This window comes from Nocardia sp. NPDC004260, from assembly GCF_053603155.1.
The window spans coordinates 1-23,979 of record NZ_JBSGEZ010000093.1; the positions used below are offsets into that span (position 1 = coordinate 1).

The 23,979-nt window shown below is 67.3% G+C and carries 29 protein-coding genes; 15 read left to right on the forward strand and 14 right to left on the reverse strand.

Features of this window, described 5'->3' with window-relative positions; all coding sequences use genetic code 11:
• The first annotated feature begins 196 nt into the window (after window positions 1-196).
• From ACWEO7_RS33775 to ACWEO7_RS33835, 13 genes are all read left to right on the forward strand, one after another.
• A complete protein-coding gene (locus ACWEO7_RS33775) occupies window positions 197-487 on the forward strand; it encodes a hypothetical protein (protein ID WP_452429304.1) in 291 nt (96 codons plus the stop codon).
• A 66-nt stretch (window positions 488-553) separates the two neighbouring features.
• Entirely contained in the window at window positions 554-775 is a 222-nt protein-coding gene (locus ACWEO7_RS33780) for a hypothetical protein (protein WP_452429306.1), read from the forward strand.
• A gap of 4 nt (window positions 776-779) precedes the next feature.
• Complete coding sequence (locus ACWEO7_RS33785; RefSeq protein WP_452429307.1) at window positions 780-1,154, forward strand: hypothetical protein; 375 nt, start codon at window positions 780-782, stop codon at window positions 1,152-1,154.
• 76 nt (window positions 1,155-1,230) lie between these two features.
• Complete coding sequence (locus ACWEO7_RS33790; protein WP_452429308.1) at window positions 1,231-1,509, forward strand: hypothetical protein; 279 nt, start codon at window positions 1,231-1,233, stop codon at window positions 1,507-1,509.
• Window positions 1,510-1,565: 56 nt separating this feature from the next.
• Window positions 1,566-2,336: a hypothetical protein gene (locus ACWEO7_RS33795; protein WP_452429310.1), complete on the forward strand. Its 771-nt coding sequence runs from the start codon at window positions 1,566-1,568 to the stop codon at window positions 2,334-2,336.
• Window positions 2,337-2,515: 179 nt separating this feature from the next.
• Window positions 2,516-3,373, forward strand: coding sequence for a hypothetical protein (locus ACWEO7_RS33800; protein ID WP_452429312.1), 858 nt, complete (start codon window positions 2,516-2,518; stop codon window positions 3,371-3,373).
• Entirely contained in the window at window positions 3,370-4,092 is a 723-nt protein-coding gene (locus ACWEO7_RS33805) for a hypothetical protein (RefSeq protein WP_452429314.1), read from the forward strand. Before ACWEO7_RS33800 ends, ACWEO7_RS33805 begins: the two co-directional genes overlap by 4 nt.
• Before the next feature lie 30 nt (window positions 4,093-4,122).
• Window positions 4,123-4,470 (forward strand): hypothetical protein, encoded by a 348-nt coding sequence (locus ACWEO7_RS33810; RefSeq protein WP_452429316.1) that lies wholly within the window; start codon window positions 4,123-4,125, stop codon window positions 4,468-4,470.
• Window positions 4,471-4,513: 43 nt separating this feature from the next.
• A complete protein-coding gene (locus tag ACWEO7_RS33815; RefSeq protein WP_452429318.1) occupies window positions 4,514-5,941 on the forward strand; it encodes a hypothetical protein in 1,428 nt (475 codons plus the stop codon).
• Window positions 5,942-6,049: 108 nt separating this feature from the next.
• Window positions 6,050-6,484, forward strand: coding sequence for a hypothetical protein (locus ACWEO7_RS33820; protein WP_452429319.1), 435 nt, complete (start codon window positions 6,050-6,052; stop codon window positions 6,482-6,484).
• Window positions 6,485-6,670: 186 nt separating this feature from the next.
• On the forward strand, window positions 6,671-7,396 hold the full coding sequence (locus ACWEO7_RS33825; RefSeq protein ID WP_452429321.1) for a hypothetical protein: 726 nt from the start codon (window positions 6,671-6,673) through the stop codon (window positions 7,394-7,396).
• A 129-nt stretch (window positions 7,397-7,525) separates the two neighbouring features.
• Entirely contained in the window at window positions 7,526-8,245 is a 720-nt protein-coding gene (locus ACWEO7_RS33830; protein WP_452429323.1) for a hypothetical protein, read from the forward strand.
• A gap of 189 nt (window positions 8,246-8,434) precedes the next feature.
• Window positions 8,435-9,172, forward strand: a complete 738-nt coding sequence (locus ACWEO7_RS33835; RefSeq protein ID WP_452429324.1) for a hypothetical protein — start codon at window positions 8,435-8,437, stop codon at window positions 9,170-9,172.
• A gap of 218 nt (window positions 9,173-9,390) precedes the next feature.
• Here ACWEO7_RS33835 and ACWEO7_RS33840 read toward each other — a convergent pair whose 3' ends face one another.
• Window positions 9,391-10,245, reverse strand: coding sequence for a tyrosine-type recombinase/integrase (locus ACWEO7_RS33840; protein WP_452429325.1), 855 nt, complete (start codon window positions 10,243-10,245; stop codon window positions 9,391-9,393).
• Between the two features lie 433 nt (window positions 10,246-10,678).
• On the opposite strand from ACWEO7_RS33840, the gene ACWEO7_RS33845 reads away from it, so the two are divergent.
• Entirely contained in the window at window positions 10,679-11,128 is a 450-nt protein-coding gene (locus tag ACWEO7_RS33845) for a DUF6907 domain-containing protein (RefSeq protein WP_452429327.1), read from the forward strand.
• 334 nt (window positions 11,129-11,462) lie between these two features.
• Here the strand turns inward: ACWEO7_RS33845 and ACWEO7_RS33850 are convergent, their stop codons facing one another.
• From ACWEO7_RS33850 to ACWEO7_RS33865, 4 genes are all read right to left on the reverse strand, one after another.
• Window positions 11,463-11,630, reverse strand: coding sequence for a hypothetical protein (locus tag ACWEO7_RS33850; protein ID WP_452429329.1), 168 nt, complete (start codon window positions 11,628-11,630; stop codon window positions 11,463-11,465).
• A gap of 146 nt (window positions 11,631-11,776) precedes the next feature.
• Complete coding sequence (locus tag ACWEO7_RS33855) at window positions 11,777-12,130, reverse strand: hypothetical protein (protein ID WP_452429331.1); 354 nt, start codon at window positions 12,128-12,130, stop codon at window positions 11,777-11,779.
• Window positions 12,131-12,489: 359 nt separating this feature from the next.
• Window positions 12,490-13,503: a nucleotidyl transferase AbiEii/AbiGii toxin family protein gene (locus ACWEO7_RS33860; RefSeq protein WP_452429333.1), complete on the reverse strand. Its 1,014-nt coding sequence runs from the start codon at window positions 13,501-13,503 to the stop codon at window positions 12,490-12,492.
• Window positions 13,503-14,120, reverse strand: a complete 618-nt coding sequence (locus tag ACWEO7_RS33865) for a DUF6088 family protein (RefSeq protein WP_452429335.1) — start codon at window positions 14,118-14,120, stop codon at window positions 13,503-13,505. Before ACWEO7_RS33865 ends, ACWEO7_RS33860 begins: the two co-directional genes overlap by 1 nt.
• A gap of 251 nt (window positions 14,121-14,371) precedes the next feature.
• On the opposite strand from ACWEO7_RS33865, the gene ACWEO7_RS33870 reads away from it, so the two are divergent.
• The gene (locus ACWEO7_RS33870) at window positions 14,372-14,704 is read left to right on the forward strand and encodes a hypothetical protein (protein WP_452429337.1); all 333 of its coding nucleotides are present in this window, start codon (window positions 14,372-14,374) and stop codon (window positions 14,702-14,704) included.
• An 86-nt stretch (window positions 14,705-14,790) separates the two neighbouring features.
• On the opposite strand, the gene ACWEO7_RS33875 is transcribed toward ACWEO7_RS33870, so the two are convergent.
• From ACWEO7_RS33875 to ACWEO7_RS33915, 9 genes are all read right to left on the reverse strand, one after another.
• Window positions 14,791-15,378, reverse strand: coding sequence for a hypothetical protein (locus ACWEO7_RS33875; protein WP_452429339.1), 588 nt, complete (start codon window positions 15,376-15,378; stop codon window positions 14,791-14,793).
• Window positions 15,375-16,949 carry a peptidoglycan DD-metalloendopeptidase family protein gene (locus ACWEO7_RS33880; RefSeq protein WP_452429341.1) on the reverse strand — a complete coding sequence of 525 codons (1,575 nt, stop codon included), beginning with the start codon at window positions 16,947-16,949 and terminating at the stop codon, window positions 15,375-15,377. Before ACWEO7_RS33880 ends, ACWEO7_RS33875 begins: the two co-directional genes overlap by 4 nt.
• A gap of 4 nt (window positions 16,950-16,953) precedes the next feature.
• On the reverse strand, window positions 16,954-18,660 hold the full coding sequence (locus ACWEO7_RS33885) for a hypothetical protein (RefSeq protein WP_452429343.1): 1,707 nt from the start codon (window positions 18,658-18,660) through the stop codon (window positions 16,954-16,956).
• Window positions 18,644-20,122 carry an SCO6880 family protein gene (locus tag ACWEO7_RS33890; protein WP_452429345.1) on the reverse strand — a complete coding sequence of 493 codons (1,479 nt, stop codon included), beginning with the start codon at window positions 20,120-20,122 and terminating at the stop codon, window positions 18,644-18,646. The genes ACWEO7_RS33885 and ACWEO7_RS33890 overlap by 17 nt, the downstream gene beginning before the upstream one ends.
• 50 nt (window positions 20,123-20,172) lie before the next feature.
• Complete coding sequence (locus tag ACWEO7_RS33895; protein WP_452429347.1) at window positions 20,173-21,645, reverse strand: hypothetical protein; 1,473 nt, start codon at window positions 21,643-21,645, stop codon at window positions 20,173-20,175.
• 272 nt (window positions 21,646-21,917) lie between these two features.
• Window positions 21,918-22,727 carry a hypothetical protein gene (locus tag ACWEO7_RS33900; RefSeq protein ID WP_452429348.1) on the reverse strand — a complete coding sequence of 270 codons (810 nt, stop codon included), beginning with the start codon at window positions 22,725-22,727 and terminating at the stop codon, window positions 21,918-21,920.
• Window positions 22,728-22,758: 31 nt separating this feature from the next.
• Window positions 22,759-23,352 (reverse strand): hypothetical protein, encoded by a 594-nt coding sequence (locus ACWEO7_RS33905; protein WP_452429350.1) that lies wholly within the window; start codon window positions 23,350-23,352, stop codon window positions 22,759-22,761.
• Window positions 23,353-23,369: 17 nt separating this feature from the next.
• Window positions 23,370-23,615 (reverse strand): hypothetical protein, encoded by a 246-nt coding sequence (locus tag ACWEO7_RS33910; protein WP_452429352.1) that lies wholly within the window; start codon window positions 23,613-23,615, stop codon window positions 23,370-23,372.
• A gap of 2 nt (window positions 23,616-23,617) precedes the next feature.
• A complete protein-coding gene (locus ACWEO7_RS33915) occupies window positions 23,618-23,890 on the reverse strand; it encodes a hypothetical protein (protein WP_452429354.1) in 273 nt (90 codons plus the stop codon).
• Between the last annotated feature and the right edge of the window lie 89 nt (window positions 23,891-23,979).

The window sequence follows — 23,979 nt, forward strand, 5'->3', positions numbered from 1 at the left end:
GTGCGGGCGCTGCCGCCCCGCACCCCGGCCCGCTCGCCGCGGAGGCAGACCCTCCAAAGGCGCGCCCCCAAAAAAGCAAGCCCGAAAGCTAAAAATATTCGTGAATTATCCCACTCCCTAGAACCTCTTCAGAAATGCGTAAGATGCGTAAGGTCTGATAGAATAGAAATGCAAGCGAGAGAGGAAAGGTTAGGAAATGGAAACCCAGACGCTCCCCCCGTATGAAATGCCCACCGATCCCATGCGCAAGATGCTCGTCACCGAAGTGATCAAGTACTTGGTCGTCCAAAACATCTTCGATCCCGTCAGCGGAAAAGTTCTCGACGTCCGCACCTGTGCGGCCCTTGTCACCGGCGACGACGACGTGCAGATGGTCGCTGACCCCGACCGGTTGCGCAGCCAGCTCGCCGAGCCTGAAACCTGCGCCGCTCTTCTGGGTCGTTGGCCCGATATGCGTGTCCTGTACCAGGATGTGAAGGGTAGCTAGCGTCGACGCTGCTGCGCTGAACCGCATTACCTCCGACTCGTCGCGGCAATGCGTAAGGTGCGTAAGGTGAAATGGAGGTTAATTGAAGTGCCGAGAAAGCTCATTGTCGAGATCGCCGACATCGACGGGGACACCGTCCGGGTCACCGACGAAGGTGGCCATTTCGAGATCCGAATTTCCGACGCGCACACGCCGTCAACCGACTACCGATGCGTGTACCTGCGCCGCGAAGACCTGGAAACCATCGCCCGCCGAGTTCTTGCCCACATGGCAAACGGAAAGGAATGAAGAAATGACCATCATCAAGGGAAACGTCGCCCGGATTTCCGAGCTTTACGAGTTCGAGCGCGAGGACGGAACCAAGAAGACCACGGTCTACATGACCGTTATCCGCAACCAAGACCGCAAGGGCGAGAACGGCGAGCGCATCCCGGCGGGCCGCACCGTCTACGACGTGTCGTTCTCGGCCGGAACGATGGCCGCGCGCGTGCGTGACAGCTTCCGCCCTGGTGATCCGGTGTTGATCGAGGCCGACAACGAGCGAACCAGCCTCAAAATCAACCGCGACGGCGAGGCCGAACCCGTGGTGAAGGCCCGAGGCCTCGACATCGGGTTGTCGTGCCGCTACCGACCTCTCTCCGACGTACTCGAATCCGCCGCCGCCTGACACGACGACCAGATCCGCACGCCGGGCGGCCAGAATCCGCCCGGCGTGCGCGGCTCACGCCCGAAAGGCGCTCACCATGCCGAATCGCCACCCCGCCATCATCGCCCTGTACCGCGCCACCGAGGATCCCGAAAACCTGGCCCGGTCCGATGCGTTCCGTGCGAAGGTCCGAAACGCCGCGCTGTGCGGCATCATCCGCGAACGCGCAGAGCTGGCAGCCTGCCCCGCTGACGCCACCGGGTGGCGTGCCAGTCACCGCGCCGTCATCCGCGCCGAGGTCCGGCGCGCCGCCGACTACGGCGCGACCGACGCCGAGATCCGTGCCGCACTGACCGCCGCACCCGTCAAAGCCTGATCACCCGCCGCCGGGCACCGGCCCGGCGGCACCCCCACCCCGAAAGGCCCGAACCGATGACCGCAACCTATATCCGGTACACCCTGCCCACCGGCGACTATGCCGAGTGGCGACACCACGGCAACGGCATTCCCGCGCTGGTCACCTGGCACACCGCCGACGGAGATACCCGGCTCGACACCGCCGACGAGACCAGCGCCCAAGTGATCGCACGCCTGACCGCCGAATACCCCGGCGGCAGAGTCGAAGAGTTGACCGCCGACCAGCGCCACGCCCACACCCCCGCCCCCACCGCCGCCGTTGAGCTGATCGCCCGCCGCGCCCCGAGCGGCCACCCGCAGCACCGGGGCGACCTCGTACAGGTCTACCGGGTCGACGAGCAGGGGCACGGCATCGAGGTGTATCAGTTCATCGAACAGCTCGACTACACGAACACCACGGCCGAAAACGCGCTCACCGCCGCCGGTTACAACCTCGCCGGTGTGTGGCGCCCCGAGGCAGAGCCGGGAACCATCGAGCGCTTGCCGCTGCGCTGCACCGCGCGCGGCTTCCTGCTGCGCATGCAGCGGCTCTACACCAGCCCCAGCGCCGAGCACGCCGCCGACCCCGCCGCCGCCGACATCGTGCGCGCCGGGATCGCCCACGTGCTTGCCACGCCGGAGCGCACCGACCCGGCGGCGCTGCGGTGGGCACTGGTCGATCGAATCGGCGCCGCCTCCGCCCGCGCCCGCAACCCCAGCGACCCCGACCCGCACGCCGCCGGTCGCGCCGGTGCCATCCTCGCCCGCATCGTGCGCGCTCTCGAAACCGAGTTCGCCACGCTCTGACGCCACAGCAGCGGCCCGTGGGCGAGGGACCTCACCACGGGCCAATGCGTAAGGCGCGTAACTAGAAGCTGAATAGATATCGCCGCCTAGCCCGGTCACGCGCACGGCGTGACCGCAGGCCCCGGCGCGGATGACACCGGCCGTGCCGGGGCCGACCACCAACGAGAGGACAACCCGAAATGACCACCAATGCACCGGAATGCGACCGCGTGTTCACCAACGCGGCGGGCCGACCCTTCACTGTTCGCTACGTCCCGACAGGGTCACCGGCGTTCAGCGGATTCCCCCATACCCGCGCAGTCGTCGAGTTCTACGACGCCACCCATATCGGGAAACCGGCCGCCCACGGACACCCGGCCGGACAGTTCACCACCGGCAGCTACTACGCCGAGACCTTGCTGGGGCTGGACGGGTACGGCAGCGGCACCGGCGCACTGTCGTTGTACGGCGGCGAGCACGCATGGACCATCGACGCGGCGACCATGGCCGATATCCGGGCATGGGTCGCCGAGCACGGCATACCCACCGCCGAGAAAGCACGAATCCTCGCCGGTCACCCCGTGCGCAACGGCGGCCGCCGCGCGCTGCGCCACCAGGAGCGCTATGGCGCGGCCGAGGCATTCCGTCCCTACACCACCCCCAACGGAATCGAATGCGGGTGGTACGCCCGCCACGGCACCGCCGATTGCGGACACGAATACAGCAACATCGGCCCGGACGGACGCGCCGGAATCAGCACCGGCTACAGCGTCGATCGCGACACCGACCGATCCCGCTGCTACGGCTGTTCCGACGCCCGCGCCCGCGCCGGCCTCGATTCGCTGGCCTACGGTCACGGGTGCGCGGTCGGCTACGTCTCCGACGACGGGCGCACCCTGACCACCTGGACCGGCGGCGTGCTGGCCCGCGTCATCGAGCACCGTCCCGGCCGCTCCCGCCACTTCTGGCAATTCGAGCGCGGCGGGCGCCGGTTCCACGGCACCAACGCCGGACCCGGCTGCCCGGTGACCGTGCGCGCCTACAAGGCCAACCGGTGACCGGCCAGCCTGCCAGCGGCCGCGCCCGGGCGGCCGCGCCCGGGCCCCTGCTGTTCCGGGTGACCCGGACCGCCGAGGACACCACCACCGCGACCTACGACGAGGCCGCCGCCCTGTCGCTGCTGCGCAGGGCCGCCCGGCGCGGGTTCGGCATCCAGGCACTACGGTCCGGCGGATTCCGCATCGAATGGCAGGCCCGCCGGTTGGGCGCGCCGCCCGCGGCGCGCCTCATCACCGCCGAGCCGACAACCCCGGCCCGGCTCACCGCCACCATGCGTGCCGACCTCAAGCACATCGCCAGCGGCCGCGCACGCCGCCAGGCCGGTGGGGGCATCCGTATCGGCCTGTCCCAGATCCCCCCGGCGGCCGCCGCGCGGATGCACGCCCGCGGGCTGCTCACCGCCCCCGTCGATGATTCCGCCCGCGTGACGCTCACCCTGTCGGCGCGGCTGGCGCTGCTGGCCGAGGCGCACCGGACATGGACCAAGGCCCCGCGCGGGTGGTACCGGCCCGCCGACGACGTACGTCCCGGCGAATGGGCTTTCAGCGCGGGCAGTTCCCGCCCCGGCGACAAGAGCGGCAAGCAATACGACCGCACCAGCGCCGCCGGGTGCAGCTGCAAGGAGTTCGCCGAGTTCGCCGAGGACCGCGCCGACGCCGCGCGCCGAGCCCGCCAGCACCGCGAAGCGGTGACCGCCGCGATGCTCGCCGCACTCTGACCGACCGCCAACCACAGAGGAGCCCTACCCATGTCGACACACAACCTCGCCTACCACATCGCCGGGAGAATTCTGGACGCGCACGCGCCCGAACTGGCACTACTGGCCGAGATGGACGCGCGCCCGCGCATCGTGGCCACCGGTGGAGGATGCCACGCCATCGAGTTCGACGCCGCCCCGTCGCGGTCGCTGTATCTGCTGCTGACCACCCGCGACCACCACCTAGCCACCGAGCGCGGCGCAGTCGAGTTCTGGTGCATCAGCATCTACGACCGCGCCGAAGACGATGCGCTCAAAGCCAGCGCCGAGGCGGACACCTTCAGCGAGGCATACCGCGCCGTCTGGCGTGACTACCTCACCGGCCAGCACATCGAATAACAATCGCCCGCCCACCAACACCGCATTGCGTAAGTTGCGTAAGGTGCGTAAGATTGAGATATTAGAAACACCCGCTCGAAACCAAGGAGTGATCAGGACAATGGCCAGGCGGAAGAAGTACACCAAGGAAGAACTTGCCGAGGTACGTGCCGCAGACGCCGCGATCCGCGCAGGCGGCCAGGAGCTGCTTAGCGACCCCGAAGCGGTCGCAGGCATGGTTGTTAAACTCGCCCGGACTACCTGCCCGAAGTTGCTCCGCTACTCGCTGCGAAATGCCGCCTTGATTTTCAAGCAAGCACAAGAGCGCGGGATCACCGTGACCGACGTCGACACCTACAAAGGGTGGCGCGATCGCGGCCGCTACCCGTGCGAGAAGGGGCTACGCATCGTAGTGCCCAAGGGGCGCGAAAAGGGCGAGACCACCGAGGGCGAGGTGGGCGAGCGGCCCGCCGAGCCCGTTGCCGAGGCCGACAGCGAGGGCGACAGCTTCCGTATCCGGTTCCGGATGGACACGGTTTTCGACATCAGTCAGACCGAGGGAATCGAGGACTTCGAGGGCGAACCGGTGGAGGTCGCCCCCGTCGCCGACCCGGCCGCCGCCGTGCGTGCGCGACTGCTCGAGCAGTTCGAGGAAATCGGCTACACCGTGGCAGCGGGCGAAACGCCCGCGATCGACGACGACGCCCGCACCGTCACCGTGTCCGGCGGCCTGCCGCTCGAAGAGCTGGCACAAGCCCTCGCCGCGCTGCTCACCCGGCCCGCCGACGAGCGCCCGCGCCAGATCCGCCCCGCCGCCAACACCACCGCCCCGGCCGCGCCACAGGCAACCCCCGGAATCCCGCTCGAACTCGGCGAGTTCGGCACCGGCCGCGCCGTCGTCGAAGTCGACCACGAGGGCGCCCGGGTCTACTACAAGGTGACCGCGCCGAGCGTGCGTGGCACATTCACCGTCGAGTTCTGCGAGGCCGCCGAAAGCGGCTTAGAGGCGCGCCGAGTGCGGGTCAAATACGGCCGCGCCGACAAGCCCGGCAACGCCTACGGCAGGTTCGGCCAGGACCGCCCCGACCGGCCGAAGGTGAACAGCATCCGCCTCGCGGACTCGTCCACCGTGACACTGTCGGAGGTCGAAGACTTGCGGTGGCTGTACGTGTCTCGGCTGGTCCAAGGGCGCTACGACCTCACCACCGATCGCGTTCCGGCCCGCACTGGTGACCGCGTGCGCGCCGTCGTGCGGGCGATCCTGCTGCACTTCCAGACCTTGCCCGAGTTCGGCGCGCTGTTCAAACGCGCCGCCTCTCTGGAAGCCCCGGTGTTGCAGCGGATGCAAGAAGAAAGGGCGCTCACGCTGTCGCGGCACATCGACGGCGCCGTGGCCGAGCGAGACAAGGCCGAGCAGCGCGCCCGGTACTTTGCCGGACTGGCCGCCGGTGGAGAGATCGAGGGCGCACAGCTCGAGATATTCGCCAGCTGACCAGCTCTCCATTTATCCCGGGCCATCTGTCCCCAATTTGCGTAAGGTGCGTAAGTTCTCGCGGCGCTGGGGGGCCGATGGCCCGGCCCGATCCGGAAGGCCCCTACCATGACACCGCGCATCAGCCTGGTACACCGGGCGATGATCGCCCGCGCGGTCGAGGACTACGCACCGGAGTACGCGCGCGGACAACACCACCCGAACGCGGCCGCCGCCGAGGCAGCTCGCGCTGTCACCGCCTACGACCTCGCACCAATTGCCCGCCGCTACGGCCGCCGCGCAGTCGCAGCGGCCGCGCTCGAGGCCATCCGCCGCAAACCTCGGATACTGGAGCGCACCGCCGCCGAATGCGCCACCGCGCAACATCGTCGCGAACACCTCGCTGACCAGCTCGCCGCGGCCGCTGTGCGCGCCTACCTCGCCGCCGACCACCAGCGCGCCGCCCTGCTGCTCGAGGACGCCGAGACCGTCAACCCCCGATACGACTGGAGCGGGTACCAGGCGATGACTACTGCCCCGGCGCCGCTCGCTGTCGCCGTGTGAACACACATCCTGCCCGCGGAAGCTGTTGCACCGCAGCAAGCTACATCGCCTTCCAACCCGAACGGAAACATCATCATGGCCGCCGTACCCAGCCGTCCATACACTGAAGATCACCGCGCAACTGCCCCGGCTCCGCGGCCGCGTCGCCGGGCTCGAACCCCGCTCCCGGTCGCAGGAGGGCGAAGAATGCAGCCTCAGCCCGGCCGCCGCAACGACGCCGACGCCGACCGCTCACCGCTACGACTGGCCAGCGGCCAGCCGCCCACGCCCGACACTGGCCCGATCCCGGAACCCGAGCAGATCCCCGAGCCCGAACGCACGGTTTACGCCGCGATCGCCGAACACCTCACCGACCGCGTAGCGGTGATCGCCAACCCGGAAAACCACCTGATAGCGGCCCTGCTCAACGCCGACCACGCCGAGGCCGCCGCCGTGCTGGCCCTGGTCGAGGACGACGACCTACAGCACTACCTACCATCCGTCGTGCTCGGATTGATCCGGCACCTAGTCGACGCCGGGCAGGAACCGACCCCGCAGGAGGTCGTAGCCCGCGCTCGCGGCCCGCTCGGCATCACCCCGCGCCCCTCACTGCGAAGCGTGGTGCTCTACGTCGCCGACGTCTACACCATGGCTATGCCCGTACGCCCCTGGGCAGCCGCCTGCGATGTCGTCGAAGACGCCTACCGGCGCAGCTTCTACGAGGTCGGAACTCGCGTGGCGCAAATGGCCGAAGCGTTCGCTGATGTCGAAGAACTCGAGGAGGAGACCGCCGCAGCGCTGCGCGGATGGCGCGCACACCGGCGGCGGGTTCACGAACTCCGCCGCCGCGCGGTCGCGATCCCCGACGCCGACTGGCACCCCGAGGCCGAGGCCGAGGCCGCCGCGGGCCGCGGCCCATTCGGCGCCGCGTGACGAAAGCCGCCGACGAACCACCACCGAGCAGCATCGGCCGACCGCGCCGGTTCAGCCAGCCCCCTGACTATGCCGCACGTCACAACGGGGAAGATGAGTAAGGTGCGTAAGATTGATATGATTAGAAACATGTTCACCGCAGAAAAGACCACCGGCCCCGCGATCTTGACCTCCGCCCAGGCCGTCACCTCCGACGACCCGACCGTCTACATAGACCCCTACCCCAACGCCCGCGGAACCGACGAGGTCGAAGAGCCGTGCGGGTGCAACAACGGTCGTTACTCCGGCCCGACCAACGCCCGATGGGACAACGGCAACGGACACGATGCCTGGTGCTTCCACTGCAACGGCACAGCAGTCCTCCGCGTCAAGGTGAGCAGTGTTCGCGCCCGCGTCCGCCGCGCCGCGAAGGCCGCCGCCGAACGCCGCGAGCTCGCCCCCTACCTCGAATGGCTCGCCGCCGAGAAGGCGCACAAAGAATTGCTCGCCGCCGAGGCAGCCGCCTACGCCGAGCAGGAGCGCCGAACCAGCCTCGTGCGCGGATTCGTCGGCGAGATCGGCGACAAGATCACCGACCGCACCGCCGTGGTCACCGTCGCCTACACCTACGACAAAGCCAACTACTACACCGGCCGCCCGGAAACCGGCATGTTGCTCGTGCTCACCCTCGACAACGGCCAGGTAGTCAAGTGGTCCAGCACCGGCGCAGGCGCATTCGGCTACGAACGCGGCGACCGGGTGCGCATCCTGCGCGCCACCGTCAAGGCCCACGACAACTACAAGGGCCAGGACCAAACCACCCTGAAAAACGTCCGACTCGAGCGTATCGAAGTCACCGAAGGCCAGTAGGACCCCGGCGCCGGGCAGCCAGAATCTGCCCGGCGCCGCACCGCCCACCCGCAGGCCGGCCCGCGTGCGACCTCGCGTATCGGAACTCCGCTGCGCTCCGTGCTGCCCATTGCGGCCCAGCACCAGCCGTCCCCGGCCCAGCAGCCCGACCACCACCACGCCGCGAGTAGCGGCACCGAAGGACAACACATGCCCGCCACCCCCCTGCCGTCCTCACCGCTGAGGAAAACGGACCACGAAACCGCCACGCTGCGCGAACAACTCGCGCGAGGCGAGTTCACCGCCGCCGGGATACAACGGACGCTCTGTGACCTGGCAACCGACATCGCGACCGCCGAGACCAGCGCCCGCCGAGCCGAATCCAGGGCCGAACAATCACCCCACAATTCGAGCGAACAACTCGCCCGCGCGGCCGCATACCGCCGCAACGCGGCGATCGCCCGCGCCAAAACCGACCTGCTCTACGAACTGATCGGCGGTCATCGCGAGCGCAGCCACACCCATACCTACACCGAACACCCCGTGACCGGCGCGAACATTTGCACCTGCGGCATGACCGAGATCGCCGCCGACAGGGTCGATCCCGACTACATCACCGCCTGCTGCGGCTGCATCATCAACACCACCCGCGACGCTCACAGCCTGGTCTACTGCTTCGCCTGCGACATGCACAACCGGCCAGTGATCCACCGCGACCAGTACCAAGACGCGATCTGCGCCGCGTGCCAGCAGACCAGCGCCGAGGCTGGCGGCCCCTCCCGCTGGACCATCCACATGCGCACCCCATACAGCGACATCGTCGCCGCTCAATCGTGTGGCGGCACCTGCGCGGAAGCCGTCGAAGCGATGCGCGACGACACCGGCCACCTCGCCCTCATTCCGAACTCAGCCGACGGACATTTCAAGCTCACCGCGCCAACAGACTGAGCAGTCGAGCAGGCGGGTCGGCCACTGCGCCGAGCGAGCCGACCTCCTTCGGCACCGGCCGGTGTGCGCGCCGGGCACCATCGCCGCGCACACCGCCAAAGCCGAATCGGAACTTCGCTGCGCTCCGTGCTGCCTTCCCACGGCCGCGATCCGACCCTCACACTCAGCAGCCCGGCCCCACCATCAACGCCACCCGCACCCCGTGCGGCAGGCGCGCCTCACACCCCGATGTCGAAACTCAACTGGCCAGCCGAGTATGCACGTCCGCCCCGCCGGGACCGATGCGTCTCGCCCATCAGGGCCCGCACCCGCGGAGCGTTGATGTAGGCCTGGCCCATCCGCGCCGCCACGACAGCAGGCTCCACACCCGAGATCAGCAACCGCTGCTCCACCGTCGCCCGCAGCGTCGACGGTGTCAACCGCCGCCCCAAGCCCGCAGCCTCACCGATCGACGCGACGATGAACTCCAGACTTTCATCGTCGCGGATCCGCCGATGACTGCTCAACGTCACGAAGAAGGCCCGCTCCCACGACTTCGCGCCCAGCAGAACACGCCGCTCCCGACGCCACCCCATCAACACCCACGTGGTCTCCCTGGCCAGCTCCACCGTCCGACTCTGCCCGTCCGACCCGGTCAACCGCACCGAACCCGCCCGCGCCGACAACTCCACCGCATCGTCATCGAGCCGCCGCAGTTCCGACGACGTCGGCCCGACATCCAGAAAGAACGTGATCAACGCATAGTCCCGCGCCGACCTCGCCGCCGCCGCATCGAACACCCGGCTCTGCTCGTCACCAGTCAACGTATCCGGCACCACCTGACCCACCGGTTCGGCATCCACCTCCACCGGACCCAAATCCAGCCACTCGAACAGCGCCTGAATCGCCGCCAACGTCACCTTCTGCGTCGACGGCCGAGCCAACGACAAGTACTCCGCCACCGCGACATCCCGCCCCGGCCCATCGGTCAACGCCTCCGGATGCGCATCCGTCGCGACCAGCCACTTCAAATACTGGCGCGCCCGCTTGTAGTAGGTCAGCTGGGTCGAATCCGCGAAGTCTCGCCCTGCCAACCACAGACGAAACCCATCACGCAATGCACCAGGCAAAGCCGCCGGGCCCTGCGCCCGAAGCGCCGCCAAATCCCGGCCCGACAACCGCGCCGCCGAATCCACCTACCCACCTCCACAGCCTGGTGACCACCAACGATCCCAGACCACACCGACAAACGGGAGTGCTCGAGTTTCCCGCAGCGCTAGCGCTGCTGACTTGGGGTAACTCGAGCTTTCGAACCGGCGCAGCGCTACGCTATCGCTGGCAACACATCACGCTCGACGCCACGCCGACTTGGTATGCTCTCGGCCGAGACTGGACGCGCACGCTCACCGCCAAGTCACCCCCCCACGCCGGGGCGACGTCGTCGGCCAAGGTCCTCCGGGCCCGCGCTGTAGCCTGTTGTTTGTTGGGCAGGTGGCGTGGGGACCGTGCCCGGATCGGACAGAACCCATGCCGAAGAACAGCAGCTCAGCTCGCCGCACCGCCGTGCGTCAAGTCGCCGCCCAAGAGGGCATCACCTACACCGCAGCCCTGCGCAAACTCCAAGCCGCCGTGGGCAATTCGGGCGCCGTCGACGCCAACACAGCTGATGATGCCGTCACGCCGCCCCAGCCGTGTCCACCGTGGTGCGTTCACGACGTGGTGCCCGACGAACCTGATATGTTCTGGACCCATTACGCCGAGCGGCGCGAGGTGCCCATTGCCGAGACCAAAAGTCCCATGGCAATCGTGCTGAACGCCATGGATCTCCCTTCGGGAGGACAACGCGAGCTCGAAGTCCTTCTCCTCGACGGATCGTGGAGCGTGGCCTTGACTGTCGAAGAAGCCGAACAGATTGCGGCCGAACTGGCACAGGCCGTACGTGCCGCGAGACAGGATCAGCCGGGCGCCACCAAGTAACCATCTTCGATTCGATCGCGCACCAGCGCCCCGACAGGGGCTCTGGTGCACCATCCGGCACCGCATCAAATCGCCGTCATTCTGAGCCCGGCTTTGTTGCTTCGAGCCGGTTCTCCAGATCGGCACCACCCCGATCATCGAATTCGGAGATGACTCGCATCGAGCAGGAAGCGGCCAGCGGGATCCACGGCCCCGGAGGGGCAGGCCTGCAGACGCCGCTGGCCCGCGAGGCGGCGAATTCCGGAAAGCATCACCCTGGTTCCCCCGCCCTCCAGGCGAGTATGCCAGCCAAGCCAGTAAGCCGTAGCCAATGGTTCCGTCCTGGCCTCGGGATCTATCGTCGATGATCCTCAGCACGGATCCCGGTGAACTCCACCACGGCCAGACCGAAGCACAGGCCGCAGAAGACCGCCATGGACCACTCGCCAATCACTGCAGCAATCACCCCGGCGGTGAACGTGCCCGCCACCGTGACGCCAGACACAACCTTGTACCGGCTCATACCGCGATTCTGCCCTATACCAGCCGCGTCGATACCGCGGCTTGACGGCGAAATCCACGTCGGGTCCGGGTGGTCAAAGAATGCCCGTACTGCTCACGTCGCGGTCGCTTGCTTCGGAGCGCGATGCCCCGAATGATCTTCGCGCTTTAGATTTTTGGAACGGAGCGGGAAGCGAACTCGTCGTGTTGGATATCGGCGACTGGTACGACCCACCCTCGGGTGGGGTCAAGCCTGCGCAGTCGCCGGATAACGAACAGGCGTTGCGGCAGGCCGCTTCTCCATACGTGGTGTTTGTAGGCGAAAAGCCAGTGCCCGGCCAGCCACAACAACAGGCCTACCGCCGCCATCGCTGCCCCGCGCGCGAGGCCGCCGACCATGTAGCCGGCCCCAGCGACAACCAGTAACAGACCAGTCCATCTCGCGATGGTGTCGCCGAACACCCAGATCCCCATGACGACAACGATGGCGATGCCCACGGCACCGAGAATGCTGCTGAACAACGGGACACCTTTCCGATCGCATGGCCAATCTGACCCGTCACCTAGAACTCCAACCGGTGCAGGGGCGCCGCAGCCAGCTCCACCATAGCCTGCGGAAAGTCACCGGAAACAGCGAACTCTTCCGTGAAGAGCGCGCCGGACCGATAGGCCTCCGCTCCTGTGTCGTCGACCGGCCCGGTTTCTGGCCGTGCTATCTGGTGGTGAGTAGTTCCTCGAATCACCCGTGATGCCGCGTCCGGGAATCTGAGCAGCGGATGTATACCGCCGAGCGGTGATTGGAGGCTCTATTCGAGCCCGTCGGCCTCAGCTGAGCCGATAACCGAAGCCGAAGGGGCTTGACAACCGAGGTCCTACGGTCGTCACAGGACGTGCGCGTTTGTGCGGATAGTGTCGAGGCAGTCGTGCATCGTCGGCTGGGAGCCGTACACCAGCTGCATCGCACGGCGATAGCCCAGCTCGAGGGCCGCCTTGCCCGGATGGTCGTCGGCCAGTAGCGGACTGTCGGCGAAGCCCGCGGCCGGGCGGGGGGTGTAGCTGAAGCCCGCCGCTGCACTGTGCTCGTCGACGTCAGCGCACAACTGCGCGATCCCGTCCGGACCCAACGCGGTCAGCGCGCCCACCACCCGCTGGTCGCCGAGCAGGCAATAAATGTCGTAGAGATGTCGCGCATTACGCTGAAGTGCGGCAAGGGCTTTCTCCTCGGGCGCGCGCGAGGCCCCGTCGTGCAGTGCCGCCAGCTTCTCGAACAGCGTCCGTTCAGGCGCAAGTACCTCAACCGGGAACGGAATAAACTCCGCCCACGTGTCCTCGGTGTCGCCGAAGTGCTTGATCGCGAAGTCGGCTATGAGCGAGCGGATTTCGTGACGGCGGGTCGGGAAGGTGCCCCCGCGGGTCCCCATCTCGAGTAGCACGCCCTCTTTAATGGCGTCGGCCGCGGCCGGCGGGGCGGTCGCCGACTCTGGATAGAGGTAGGTGATGTTGCGTTTGACGCCTGTGGTCACCTCCTTCGCCACGATTGCATCGTTGGGCAGGCCCAGGTGCGCGGTGACGGCGTCGCGCAGGCGTTTGAGCGCCTTGTCCTTCGTTCCGGTACCCGCATCGACATCCGGGAACACGACCAGCACATCGATGTCCTCGGAGAACCGTTCGATCAGGCCGTAGACTCGCGACAGCGAGGTACCGCCTTTGAAGATCACCGTCACTGCGCCACTGCCCGCCTGGCCGATGACCTCGACCGGGAACGTGCAAGCTCGCAGCACCTCCATGGCCCAGAAGTCCTTTTCGAGGTACGACTGGTCGAGGCCGAGTTGTGCTGCGGCAGAGGTGATCAGCGCAGCCAGCTCGTCAGGATGCTCACGCAGCAGAGGAGGCATCAGGCAAGCATGCCCGATACCTGCAAATCCTCACTCAGGCGGCGCAGGTTTTCCCGCAACGCAGCAGAACGCTCCCCCTCTGCCGCGGTCGCGAGTTGGCGCCAACGCAACTTACCGGCGACCACTGCCTTGCCCACCGCATCCGAAAGGGCGGACCAGCCATCGTCAACAGTGGTCTCCCAGTCACCGCGCAACAGCTCGAGGGTGGCGATCTCCAGCGATGTCAATGCCAGCCGCTTGAGGTTGTTGCGTTTGGATACCTTCACCCCGGGCACCGCTGTCGGCACCGTTCCGGTCACGACCATCGTCGGCTTTGCGGGCACCTGCGTAGTCAAACCCAGCGCGCGTGCCGCGGAGAACCCCGTCGGCCCGGCGCCCGTGGTGCCCAACACCTCCACGGCGATGGCTTCTGCGGACGGACGAGTCGTGCCGTAGCGCGTCTTGGCGCCTTTGAAATACAGGCCCTTGCGGATACGCACCAGCTCACCACGCTGGTGCGCACGCTTGACCGCCGAAGTCGCGGCAGCCGGAGTCCCCGGCAGGCGGTTCGTGTACACGAAACTACCGACCGGAGCTGTTGCCACCGCCTTACCGGCGTCACCCACTGCCGCCCTCATGACATGAAAGTGTATCGAAAACCTGTCACGAAAACGAGGCGGCAAAACGTGACCTCACCTACTTGCACGCTGTCTACCTGGGCGAACGCCATCCGTCTTGTGCTCATGTGAGTCGGCTGGGTCGACGACGTGGCAGGCGGCATCCGCTGCGATGTCTGGCGGAATGTGCAGATCCATGAGAAGGCATTCAGTGAATCAACCGCGGTGCTCGGCGGCGTGCCGGGCGGATGCAAGATATAGAATTCGAAACTATGTTCGAGTACTGGACTGGCGAACTTGCCTCGCCGCTTCGTCAAGTGGTCGATCCCCCGACACCCGTACTCGTCGATCTCGGCGCAGCCATCCCCACTCATGGCCCATTCCGCAAGGACGCTGTGTCGATGCGCGTCAAGGCCGAAGGCCTCGACGTCGCCGGGGCCGTGCCTGGCCTGCTCTACGCCTGGGCCCGCGCTACCGATGGCACCTGGCTCGGTCTGGTCGCTTTCGCGATACCGACCGGGAACCGAAAAGGACGTGTCGAGGCGCGGCAATGGTGTCCGGCGGGTGCGCTGTCGCCGGTCAAAAGCGAGTCACACCGTCGATGACCTGCATGAGAGCCCATTCGCCTGCCACGGCATCGAGGCGAAGTGCTGCGATCCAACGCCGCTGGAGGCCGCCCTCTGGGCGGCTGTTACGACGTCGCCGAGTGCGCGAGTCCAGAAACAATCCATGTCGGCTGTTTGTGCACAGTGACCAGGCTGACCACCGAGAACCTGGTGGGCGGCTTGCCTGGTGTCGTGACGGTGAGCGTGGTGAAGGTTTTGCGGTGCCAGGTGGCGTCGGTGTCCGGAGGATGGTTCTCGGCGCCGATGACGGTTTCGGCGGTGATCGTGGTGGCGGTGTCCATCCACGCTTGCCAGGTCGGTCGTGGAATCGGGTAACGCCGGTAGCTGTCAGCGGCGCGAGGTGTGAGCAAGGGCGCGGCGCGGCGAGCCGCGGCTTCGGTGCCTGTGTCGCCGCGTTCGGGATGCCAGTCGAAGACGGCTTGGACGGCGGCGAGTGCGACAGCTGCGGGATCATTGCGATCGAGGGCGTTCCAGGGCGAAGGGAGCGGCGGCAGAGCCTGTATCGTTGCGCCGACCGGGACTCCTGGACCTTGCTCGTGCTCGCCGAAGTCGTTCGCCGGGGCTGAGCAGGCTGCGGTGAGGATGAATCCTGCGATCACGATGGCCGCCTTGCGGCCGACTTGACGCCGGTGGTCGGGGTGGGAGGTGTTCATCGGATCTCCAGGGGCATCGCCGCCGGTGCCGGGGTTGGCGACGGTGCGGTGGTGGTGGCCGAGGTGGTGTATCGGCGGACCCCGATCAGGGTGCCACCGTCAGCGACCCGTGCTTCGGTGACGGTCTGTCCCTCGGTCGGGGCGTGGATCATGTATGGGACGCCGCCGATGAGGCCGGTGAAGATGCCGACGTGGCTCGCGTCCTGGCCGGAGCCGAAGAAGACGAGGTCGCCCGGCTGCGCGCGGGCGATGTCGGGCACCGGGGTGCCCCGGTGGAGTTGGCCCGGTGTGCTGCTGTCGCCGGTGTAGTGCGGCAGGCTCGCGCCGGTGCCGACATAGACCGCGCGCATGGTCAGGCCCGAGCAGTCGAATCCGCCGCCGGTGGGTCCGTCGGTGTCACCGCCTCCCCACACGTAGGGTAGGCCGAGGTGGCGGCGGGCCTCAGCGACGATCGCGGCGCCTTGACCGCTGCCGCCGGATGGTGGTGTGGTCGGGTTCGTCGGTGCGCACGCGCCGCCGCGGGCGGCGTGCCCGGCAAGGCGCGCGAACAGGGCACGGGCTTCGGCCTCCCGCTGACCGTATCGGTCGCGGAAGTCGGCGCGCGGTTGCTGGATGTCGGCGGCTGCCTCGGTGAATGATTTGTTGCGCCAGTTGCTGGCCAGCAGCCGTTTGTAGAAGCCGTGGGCCTGATATTGCGGGTCCATAAGTTCCTCGACGGATCCGTAACCCATCGAAACTCGTTGTTGCAGAACTCCGACGGAGTCGTAGTCGCCGGGGGTCACGCCATCGTTGGGATAGGACTTGGAGTCGGGCACGGCCTCGGAGGCGAGATTGTGCAGTTCGGATTCGACCAGACCGACTGCGAGCGCTAGGACGATCGCTTCCCGCGGGACATCGTCGGCGAGGCCGGCGGCGATGATCGCCATCGCATTGCGGTCCACGACGTCATCGCCTGGTGCTGTCGCAGCTGCCTGCTGATCCATACCGCTACTGCTGGTGGTTGTTTCGCCGTCGCGGATCCGCTGCAGGATGGCGGTGGGGTCAATCGCCGGTCCACCGGCCAGGCGGTCACCCTCGTGCAGCTCGAAGTGCAGATGCGGTCCCGACGATGCGCCGGAGTTTCCCGAAGCTGCAACGATGTCGCCCGCGCGGACCTGCTGTCCGACCTGTACATGGACGCCGCCGGGATCCATGTGCCCGTAGACGGTCGACATCGGCTTGCCGTCGATGACATGCGAGATCACGACCCATCCGCCGAAGCCGAAAACCCCCTGGTCTTGGGCGGCGGTGACCGTGCCGTCGGCCAGCGCTCGCACCGGCGTGCCGACCGGCACGGCGAAGTCGACGCCACGATGGAACTCCCCGCCATCGCGCAGGCCGTAGCCCGAGCTGATCGGGGTACCCGGGTCGACCGGATACGCCAGCCCGGCAACCACCGGCCCTGCTCCGGGTCTGGCGCAACCATATTGGGTCTTCTCGCGGGCGCCGCACTCGGCGACGATCAGCAACAGCAGCAGAACTATCGCCACGATCACGCGCCGATACCGCAGCAGCGCGAAAACCCAGGTCATCACATCACTCGCGGTCGCTGCGCAATGCTGCGGAGGTGTCGTGAATGCCCAGTTGGTGCTCAGTGGAGCTGATCGAGGTACGGAACGGCACCCCAGGCTTGGACGGGTCGTCAGACCATTTGCAGATGAATCGGCCCATGCCGTCGTGCACCGCGCGGCGGCCGTAGCGCGATGGTGTTCCCGAGTCCGACCAGCTTTTGAGCAGGATGGCCTCGGGTTCGGTGTATTCGATCAGGCCCTGTTGTTGCTCGATCTCATTGGCATTGATCGGGCCGACGAATTTGACGCGGGAACGGGAGATGAATCCTGTCGCCTTCAGTTGCTCGTGCACCGAGTCCGAGACACCCTTGTAGTCGCCGACGGTGTGCGTCGAGGTGCCCAGCGTGGTCCCGTCAGTGCGGTTGAGGCGGGTGATGCGGTCGACGGTGGCGATCTGGGCGCTACCGCCGACCTCGAACAGTTGCCAGAGCTCGTCGATGAGCAAGTCGGTGACGGTCTTTCGCGCCAGGCCATGCTGGGCGAGCAGGTTGCGGGCCCGCACCGATTCTTGGGCCTCGATGCCGGTGATGGCGATGACCGCCGCGCGCAGGTCTCGCGCAGACAGCGGGATCACCGACAAGTCGACATCGATCATCGCCACGTCGAGGTTCATGCGCGTCGTGGACTGGCCGTTGAATGCGCGTCCGAGCGAACCTTGCACCAGCGCGCGCAGTGACTGCAGCAGCCGTTGGGTGATGTGTGTGAACTCGGCGTTGTCGACGGCGGCGACGCTGGCGCGCATGTTCTCGGTGGGGTGGTCGAACTGTTCGATGAGGTCCGACAGGATCGGCGGCCGCGACGGGGAGAATCGGGCCCCGTCGTAGAGGGCGGCGATCGCCGCGTCGATGACGCTGTTCTCGTAGTCGGCGGTGGGTCCGCGACGCACCAAGGAGACCAGCGAGATCACGTTGTGTGCTTGGGCGTCGTGGAGTTGGTCCATCAGGATCCGGGCGTCGGCGCGGTCACCGAGCCGCTGCACCGCGGCCGCCAAGGCGCCGGGGTCGAGCACATTCAGCACGCCGCCGCCCAGACCGCCGATGTGGAAGACCTGGCCGTCGTCGCCGAGCACTTCGCACAGCCGGCGGAAGTCTGGTTTCGCGTCGGCCAGGACGATGAGGTGGCGGCCCTGGAACAGGCCGTTGATGCCGATCTGGCGCAGCAGGGTGGATTTGCCGAATCCGTTGGGGCCGATCACCGAGAACGTCGGAGCGGTGATCAATCCGGCGTCGAACCACGCCAGCTGGTCGAACATGAACGGTGCCCCGCCCAGTTGGCGGCCGACCGGCAGCCCTGGGGTGGTGACTTCGCTGGCGATCGGGAACGGCCACAGCCCGCACACGCGGCAGGTGGTGCCGCGAACATACGGCATCGGCATCGGGCGTTTCATGTAGCCGCCGAAGCGGGCCATGAATCCGCGCGGCGTCGGAACGCGGACGGCCTGCCAGGGCTGGCGCGCTTCGGCGGCGGTGAGCTGCCACACCGCTATCTCGTGGGCGGCCAACCGGCGCGCGGCGCGGAACCGAGACCACGGCGACATCGTCGGTAGCAGCTCGCGAAGCTCCTCAGCTTCCTCGTGATCGAGCAACCCCGCAGGAGTGCTGGCCGACGGGGTGATGCGTTCACGCAGCGGCGCCGGGAGCATGTCGGTGACTGCATCAGGCAGCAAAAGCACCGGTGCCTACCTTCGTCTCGTCCATGTCCGGGTAGACACCGATTCCCAAGGCAGCCAGGAACATCGAAGCCTGATCGGTGTAGCAGGGCGCGAACCGCAGAGAACTCGACACCCCGGCGTCCTCGAGCATCTGCACCGCGTCGCGGCCAGAGTCCTCGAACGGCACGGTCACGGTGACCAACATGCCGACATCGGTCAGGCCATGGCCCTCGGCGAGATCTTCGCGCGTGGCGGCCAGATCCTCGTAGCGCATCTGCTGACGTGCATCGACCAGGCCCCGGTTGCGCCGCTGCACCGCGGCGAACGCGTCACGAAAGTCGCTGTCGATCATCTGCCGGGCATCCGCGGGCCGGTAGGGGCGATAGATCAACGTCACCCGCTTGTACGGGGCGCGATGCGACGCGCGCAGAACCTTCGCCAGGATCTGTTCGTCGACCGGCTGCACTGGATACTCATATGCCCGGAATGTCATCGACTTGCCGGAATCGTGCAGGTAGTAGCGGGGTTCGTCGTCATGGAACGACGGCCCGGCATCCGCCCACCGCAAACCGGTGTCCCCGTCGCGGGCCATCAGCGAGTCGATGTGCTGTGCTGCGGCCGGGTTGAACGCCGCGTGGGTGAAGGCGACGATCTCGGCGGAAGTGGCGTAGTCGGCCTGCACACCGGCCCCCGCCGCGGCCGCGCGCAGTTCCGGCAACCGGCGTGACACCGACGCCACGCCATCAGCGAACGCACCGGAGCTGTAGCGGAAGGTGATAGCGATGCGCTGCGTGGTGCGGATGGTGTCGGTGGCCAGCTCAGCGGCGCGGGCCTCGACGATCTCGGTGGCAAACGCCGGAGCCAGCGACGAACGCCGCGACTCCACCTCGACCGCGTAGGCCGCGCCGGTTTCCGGCGCCGTCTCGGTGACGACCGCCAGCCCGGCGATATCGCCGTGCTCACCGATGATGCGCAGGAATTGGCCCCATCCGGCCACCCGTCCGTCGATGATCTGCTGCGGCAGAGTGTCTTGGCCGTGGGCGGCGACCACCATGACGATGGTGATCGTGTGATGCACCAGGTTCACCAGGGCGCCGATGTCTTCCCCGGTGTCGGGGTCGAAGGCATCGGTCAGCGTGATCGGTGACGCAACGCCGGGTAGGCGCGCCCGCCCGCCTGGGATGTGGCTAAACAGGCCGGTCTTGTACAAGTGCGCTTCCCGGGCGCGGATCGGCAGAGTGCGGACCCATGCGGTCAGCATCTCGCCGGCCGACATACCGCGCAGGCGGATCATCGTCGGGCCGATCAGCAGCACCGACACCACGAGCACGCTCAGTGCCAGCACCGGTGATCCGGCGAAGAACCACAATCCGATCACCATCATCGCCGCGACGACGGCCAACACGGATGTAGCCGTCGATAACCCGGGCACCAAGCCGGTCGATTCCGGCTTGCGCCATCCGGCGTACTTCTGCTGTCCCATCAGCAATCTCTCCGTTCGTGCACGAGGTCGCGGGCCACCATCCCGCGCCGTCAGGTGATGCGTCGGAATGTGGTGTCGCGCGGTGGCCCGGAGCGGCGCGTCCCGCGCCGCCACTGCGGCGTGGCAGCAGACGAGGCGGAAGCCGGATCCGCGGCGTTGGCCGAGCGCCCTCCAGATCGGTTGGCCGCCGAGGACGAAGACGTGCTCGTCGGCGCAGCGCTGGTCGCGCCGCCAGCACCCGATGCGGACGTGCGCGTGGACCCGGCTCCGGCGGAGGACTGGCGTGGGCGGGACGTGGTGGAGCCGCCGGTGCCCGGCCCTGCGCTCGACGACGACCCGGATGCGCCTGTGCGCGTCGACCCCGTCGACCGGCCGGTTGTGGTCGCGGAGTTGGTGGCGCGGCTTCCCGCCCCGGGCGTTGTGTTCGTGGCCGTCGTCGCGGGAGCCGAGGCGGAGGACGCCTTGTTCGTCGCGGACGAACTCGTTGCGGTTGGTGTGGTGGCAGCGGAACTCGATGGTGTGTTCGCCGCGCGGGCACTCGCGCGTGAGGCCGACGCGGTGGCATCCTTCTCATCGGCGCGGGCCATGCTTTGCCGCCAGCCTGCGGCGATACTGTCAGCGCGGTTGGACATCCATTGACGCGTGGGGCGGGCTGTTCGGTAGATGCCGCGCAGCATCGGTGTTCCGGCGAATCCGACCGAGGTGTTGCCGATCAGGTTGGCCAGCACCGGCATACAGAAGGCGGGCGCGGTCATCACCAACACCGCCGTGACCACGTCGCTGCTGGAGTTCAGCTCCCGAATCTGCCAGAACCCCACCGCGAGCAGCAGCGCCGCGATCGGTTTGAACAGCAGCACTGTGACCCCCAGCCGCAGCATCGCGCTGAACACGGCCTTGCCCGCGCCGGTGACCGAGGCCGCGCCCGCGATGGGCAGCGCCACGGCGCAATAGATCATCCACGCTTTCTGCAGATACAGCTGGATGGCCAGTTCGAGGTAGCCCAACAGTCCGAGCAGGCACAGCGCCAAGGCGATGACATCCTCTGTTTTCAGTCGCGCGTCGCGCCCGGACAACGCCGAAGACAGTGCGTCGACGACGTGGGTCGGGCCTTCGGGTCCGGCTGCGGTGGTGAAGATCCACATCGCCAAGGCGTCGCTGGCCGCGGATAAGGCCAGCAGTGTCGGCGCAGCCAGCGTGGCCGCCAGCGCCCACCGCAGGAAACCGGCGAAGGCCTCCGGTGCGGCGTCGTCTCCAGTGAGCAGCATCCGGTGGGTGAGGATTTGCATCAACGCCACCAGCAGGCCGAGACCAGCTGCGATGACCTGCAATTCGCCGGTCATGTCGTTGACCCGCTGCACGGTGGACGTCGAGCCCGAGGCGTCGACGTCGATGTCGACGAACAGCTGCCAGACGTATTTGGTGATCCACAGGTAGCCGCGCAGAACCCAGTCCACGATGTCGGACAGAAATGCTCGGCTGGCATCGACAACCGCGTCTTTCGCCTTTTCACCGGGATCGGGCACCGGGGTGCATACATCGATGCCTGGGATCCGGATATGGCCCTGGCAAGTGTCCTCCCCCTCGAACTCCCCGCCCGGATCGGCATGGATTCCGCCGGAGCCTGGCCCAGCCGGGGCAGGATGCGAACTGGTGGACGGTACAGACGGAGTGGGAGGGGCAGACGGAGTCGGCGGGCCTGTGCTGGGCTGGGCCGCGCCGATCGCGGCCAACACGACACTGACCGCGACGATCACGCCGACGACGAACGCCGCCCGACGTGCGAGCCGGCGAAGCCTCACCATCGAAGCCAGCCGGTGGGCTCGTCGCTGGCGAAAGGTTGTTTCTGCTGGCCGGAGTAACCGATCTCGCCGATGGCTTGGGCGGTGAGATACCAGTCATCGCCTGACCACACCACCGTCACGTCGGTGCTGTAGCCGCGGCCGCCGGTGCCGGGCTCCGGCGGATACCAATACTGGACGCTGTAGACCTCGCTGCCGACCTGCTCCGCGTGCCAGCGCGCCGGTCGGCGGATGCCGTTCTTGCGCGAGGTCGCCAGACAATCAGGCTCGCGCGCCGGGATCTTCGTGTCGTCCAGGCGCAGCTGCGGCACGACGTGCGCCCGATCCGGCGGCGCGGCGATCGTGGCAATGGCGTCGGGGACGGCGGCGGTCCCGCCGAAATTGCGCAAGTGGAAGGCAGCCAGCGCCGCACCGAGTTCAGTGTGTGCGAACCCGCCGTAGATCGTGTCACTACGCAGTCGCGTCGGGCCGTCGCCGGTGGTGAACGGCAGCGCCTCGCAGCGCACACGCTGCCACATGACCGGCCCATCCAACCGCGCCCGGTTCTGCGGCAGCACCACACCACGCTGGTCGTGCGCCTGCTCGATCGCGCGCGGCCGCAGCTGGGTGTTCGCGGACATGAGCGGGGTGCCGAAGTTCTGCTTGTACCAGTCCGTTTCCAGCAACGGCACACTGCTGCTCGCCTCGCCGCTGCCGCCAGCCGAATGGGCGTCGCGGTTGTTCTCGCCGGTGTCTGCGCACGCCACCGCGAAGCTGGTGAGAACCACCGCGGCGAACGCGACGGCAAGACGGTGGCGAATTCTCATGGAGGGTCCTTCGGCGGCCACTACAGAGCGGTCAGATCTGGGGGAGCGGGTTGATGTCTGGTGGTAACGCGGCGTACGCGGTGAGCGTCTTCTCCGGTGCGTTCGGCGCGGGTAACTGGATCAGCCATGTCTCGCCGATCCACACCAGATGCCGGGTCAGGCCGGTGATGGAGTGGTCTGGCTGGGCGAAGAAGACCTCGACGCTGGCGGTGTTGTCGTCGTAGCCGGTGAATCGGAAGCCCTTGACTCGCGGAAGCCGTGCGGAGTCGATGCCGGAGACGGTGATCTGGGCGCGGCTGGCCAGGTAGGCAGTCAGGCCGTCACCCGGGGCAAAGTAGTCCCGCGCGATATCGCCGAAGGTGGCGTCGCTGGCTGTATCGAGCAGAGTTTGCGAGTTCACCGCCGCCATGACCGCACCGTCCATGTTGTGCGGGTAGCGCAGACGGTCACCGCGACCAGGGGTCTTCGGTGGTTGCACGGTCCCATCGGTGATCCAATCCGCCCCCTGAAAGCTGGAGATCGTGAGTGGCGCACCGTCGTCTGTGGTGCCGCCGCAGGCGGCCGCCGCGCTCGTCACGGTCGCCGCGGCGATAATGGTGAGCAGGATTTGGTGAATGCGTCGCATGAACACGGTCCTTCGGGTCAATGGGCCCAGTTGGCGATGTCGAAGGTTTGGACCGCGACCGCGGCGCACAGCAGGATGACCAGGACTTCTTTCCAAAGATCCACTGCCGTGGCGCCGCTTTCGTACCGCAGCCAGGCGCGGATGCCGACCACGAGGATCGCGGCCACCGCGAGGTAGCCGGTGACGGTGATCAGCTGACCGGCCAGGTGCAGGATCGGATCGAGGACTTCCGGCGGCAGCGGCTGTGCGGAGAAGGCGGCCATGATCAGCTTCCGGTGGCCCAGTTGACGATTTGGGCAGCTCCGGCAGCGACTCCCAGCAGCACGCAACCCATGAAAATCCAGCTGAGCACCTCGGACTTCTGCATGGTGAACTTTTGGTAGTAGTAGACGCCCACCGCGGCGATCAGCGCGGCGACGGCGATGACCCCGGAGAAGAAATACAGCAGGTTCAGAAACCGGGTGGCGATGTTCTCGAACGGCCCACCTTCTGGGGTCGGCTGGTTGACCGCCAGCACGGCGGCGAGCGCGTAGGTCACTAGGGCACCATCCTTTGCGCGGATCTTGTTACGGGGTTCGTGGAAGGGACTCGGGGGGAGCCGGGGTGACGGCCTGGGTCGGTCGCTCG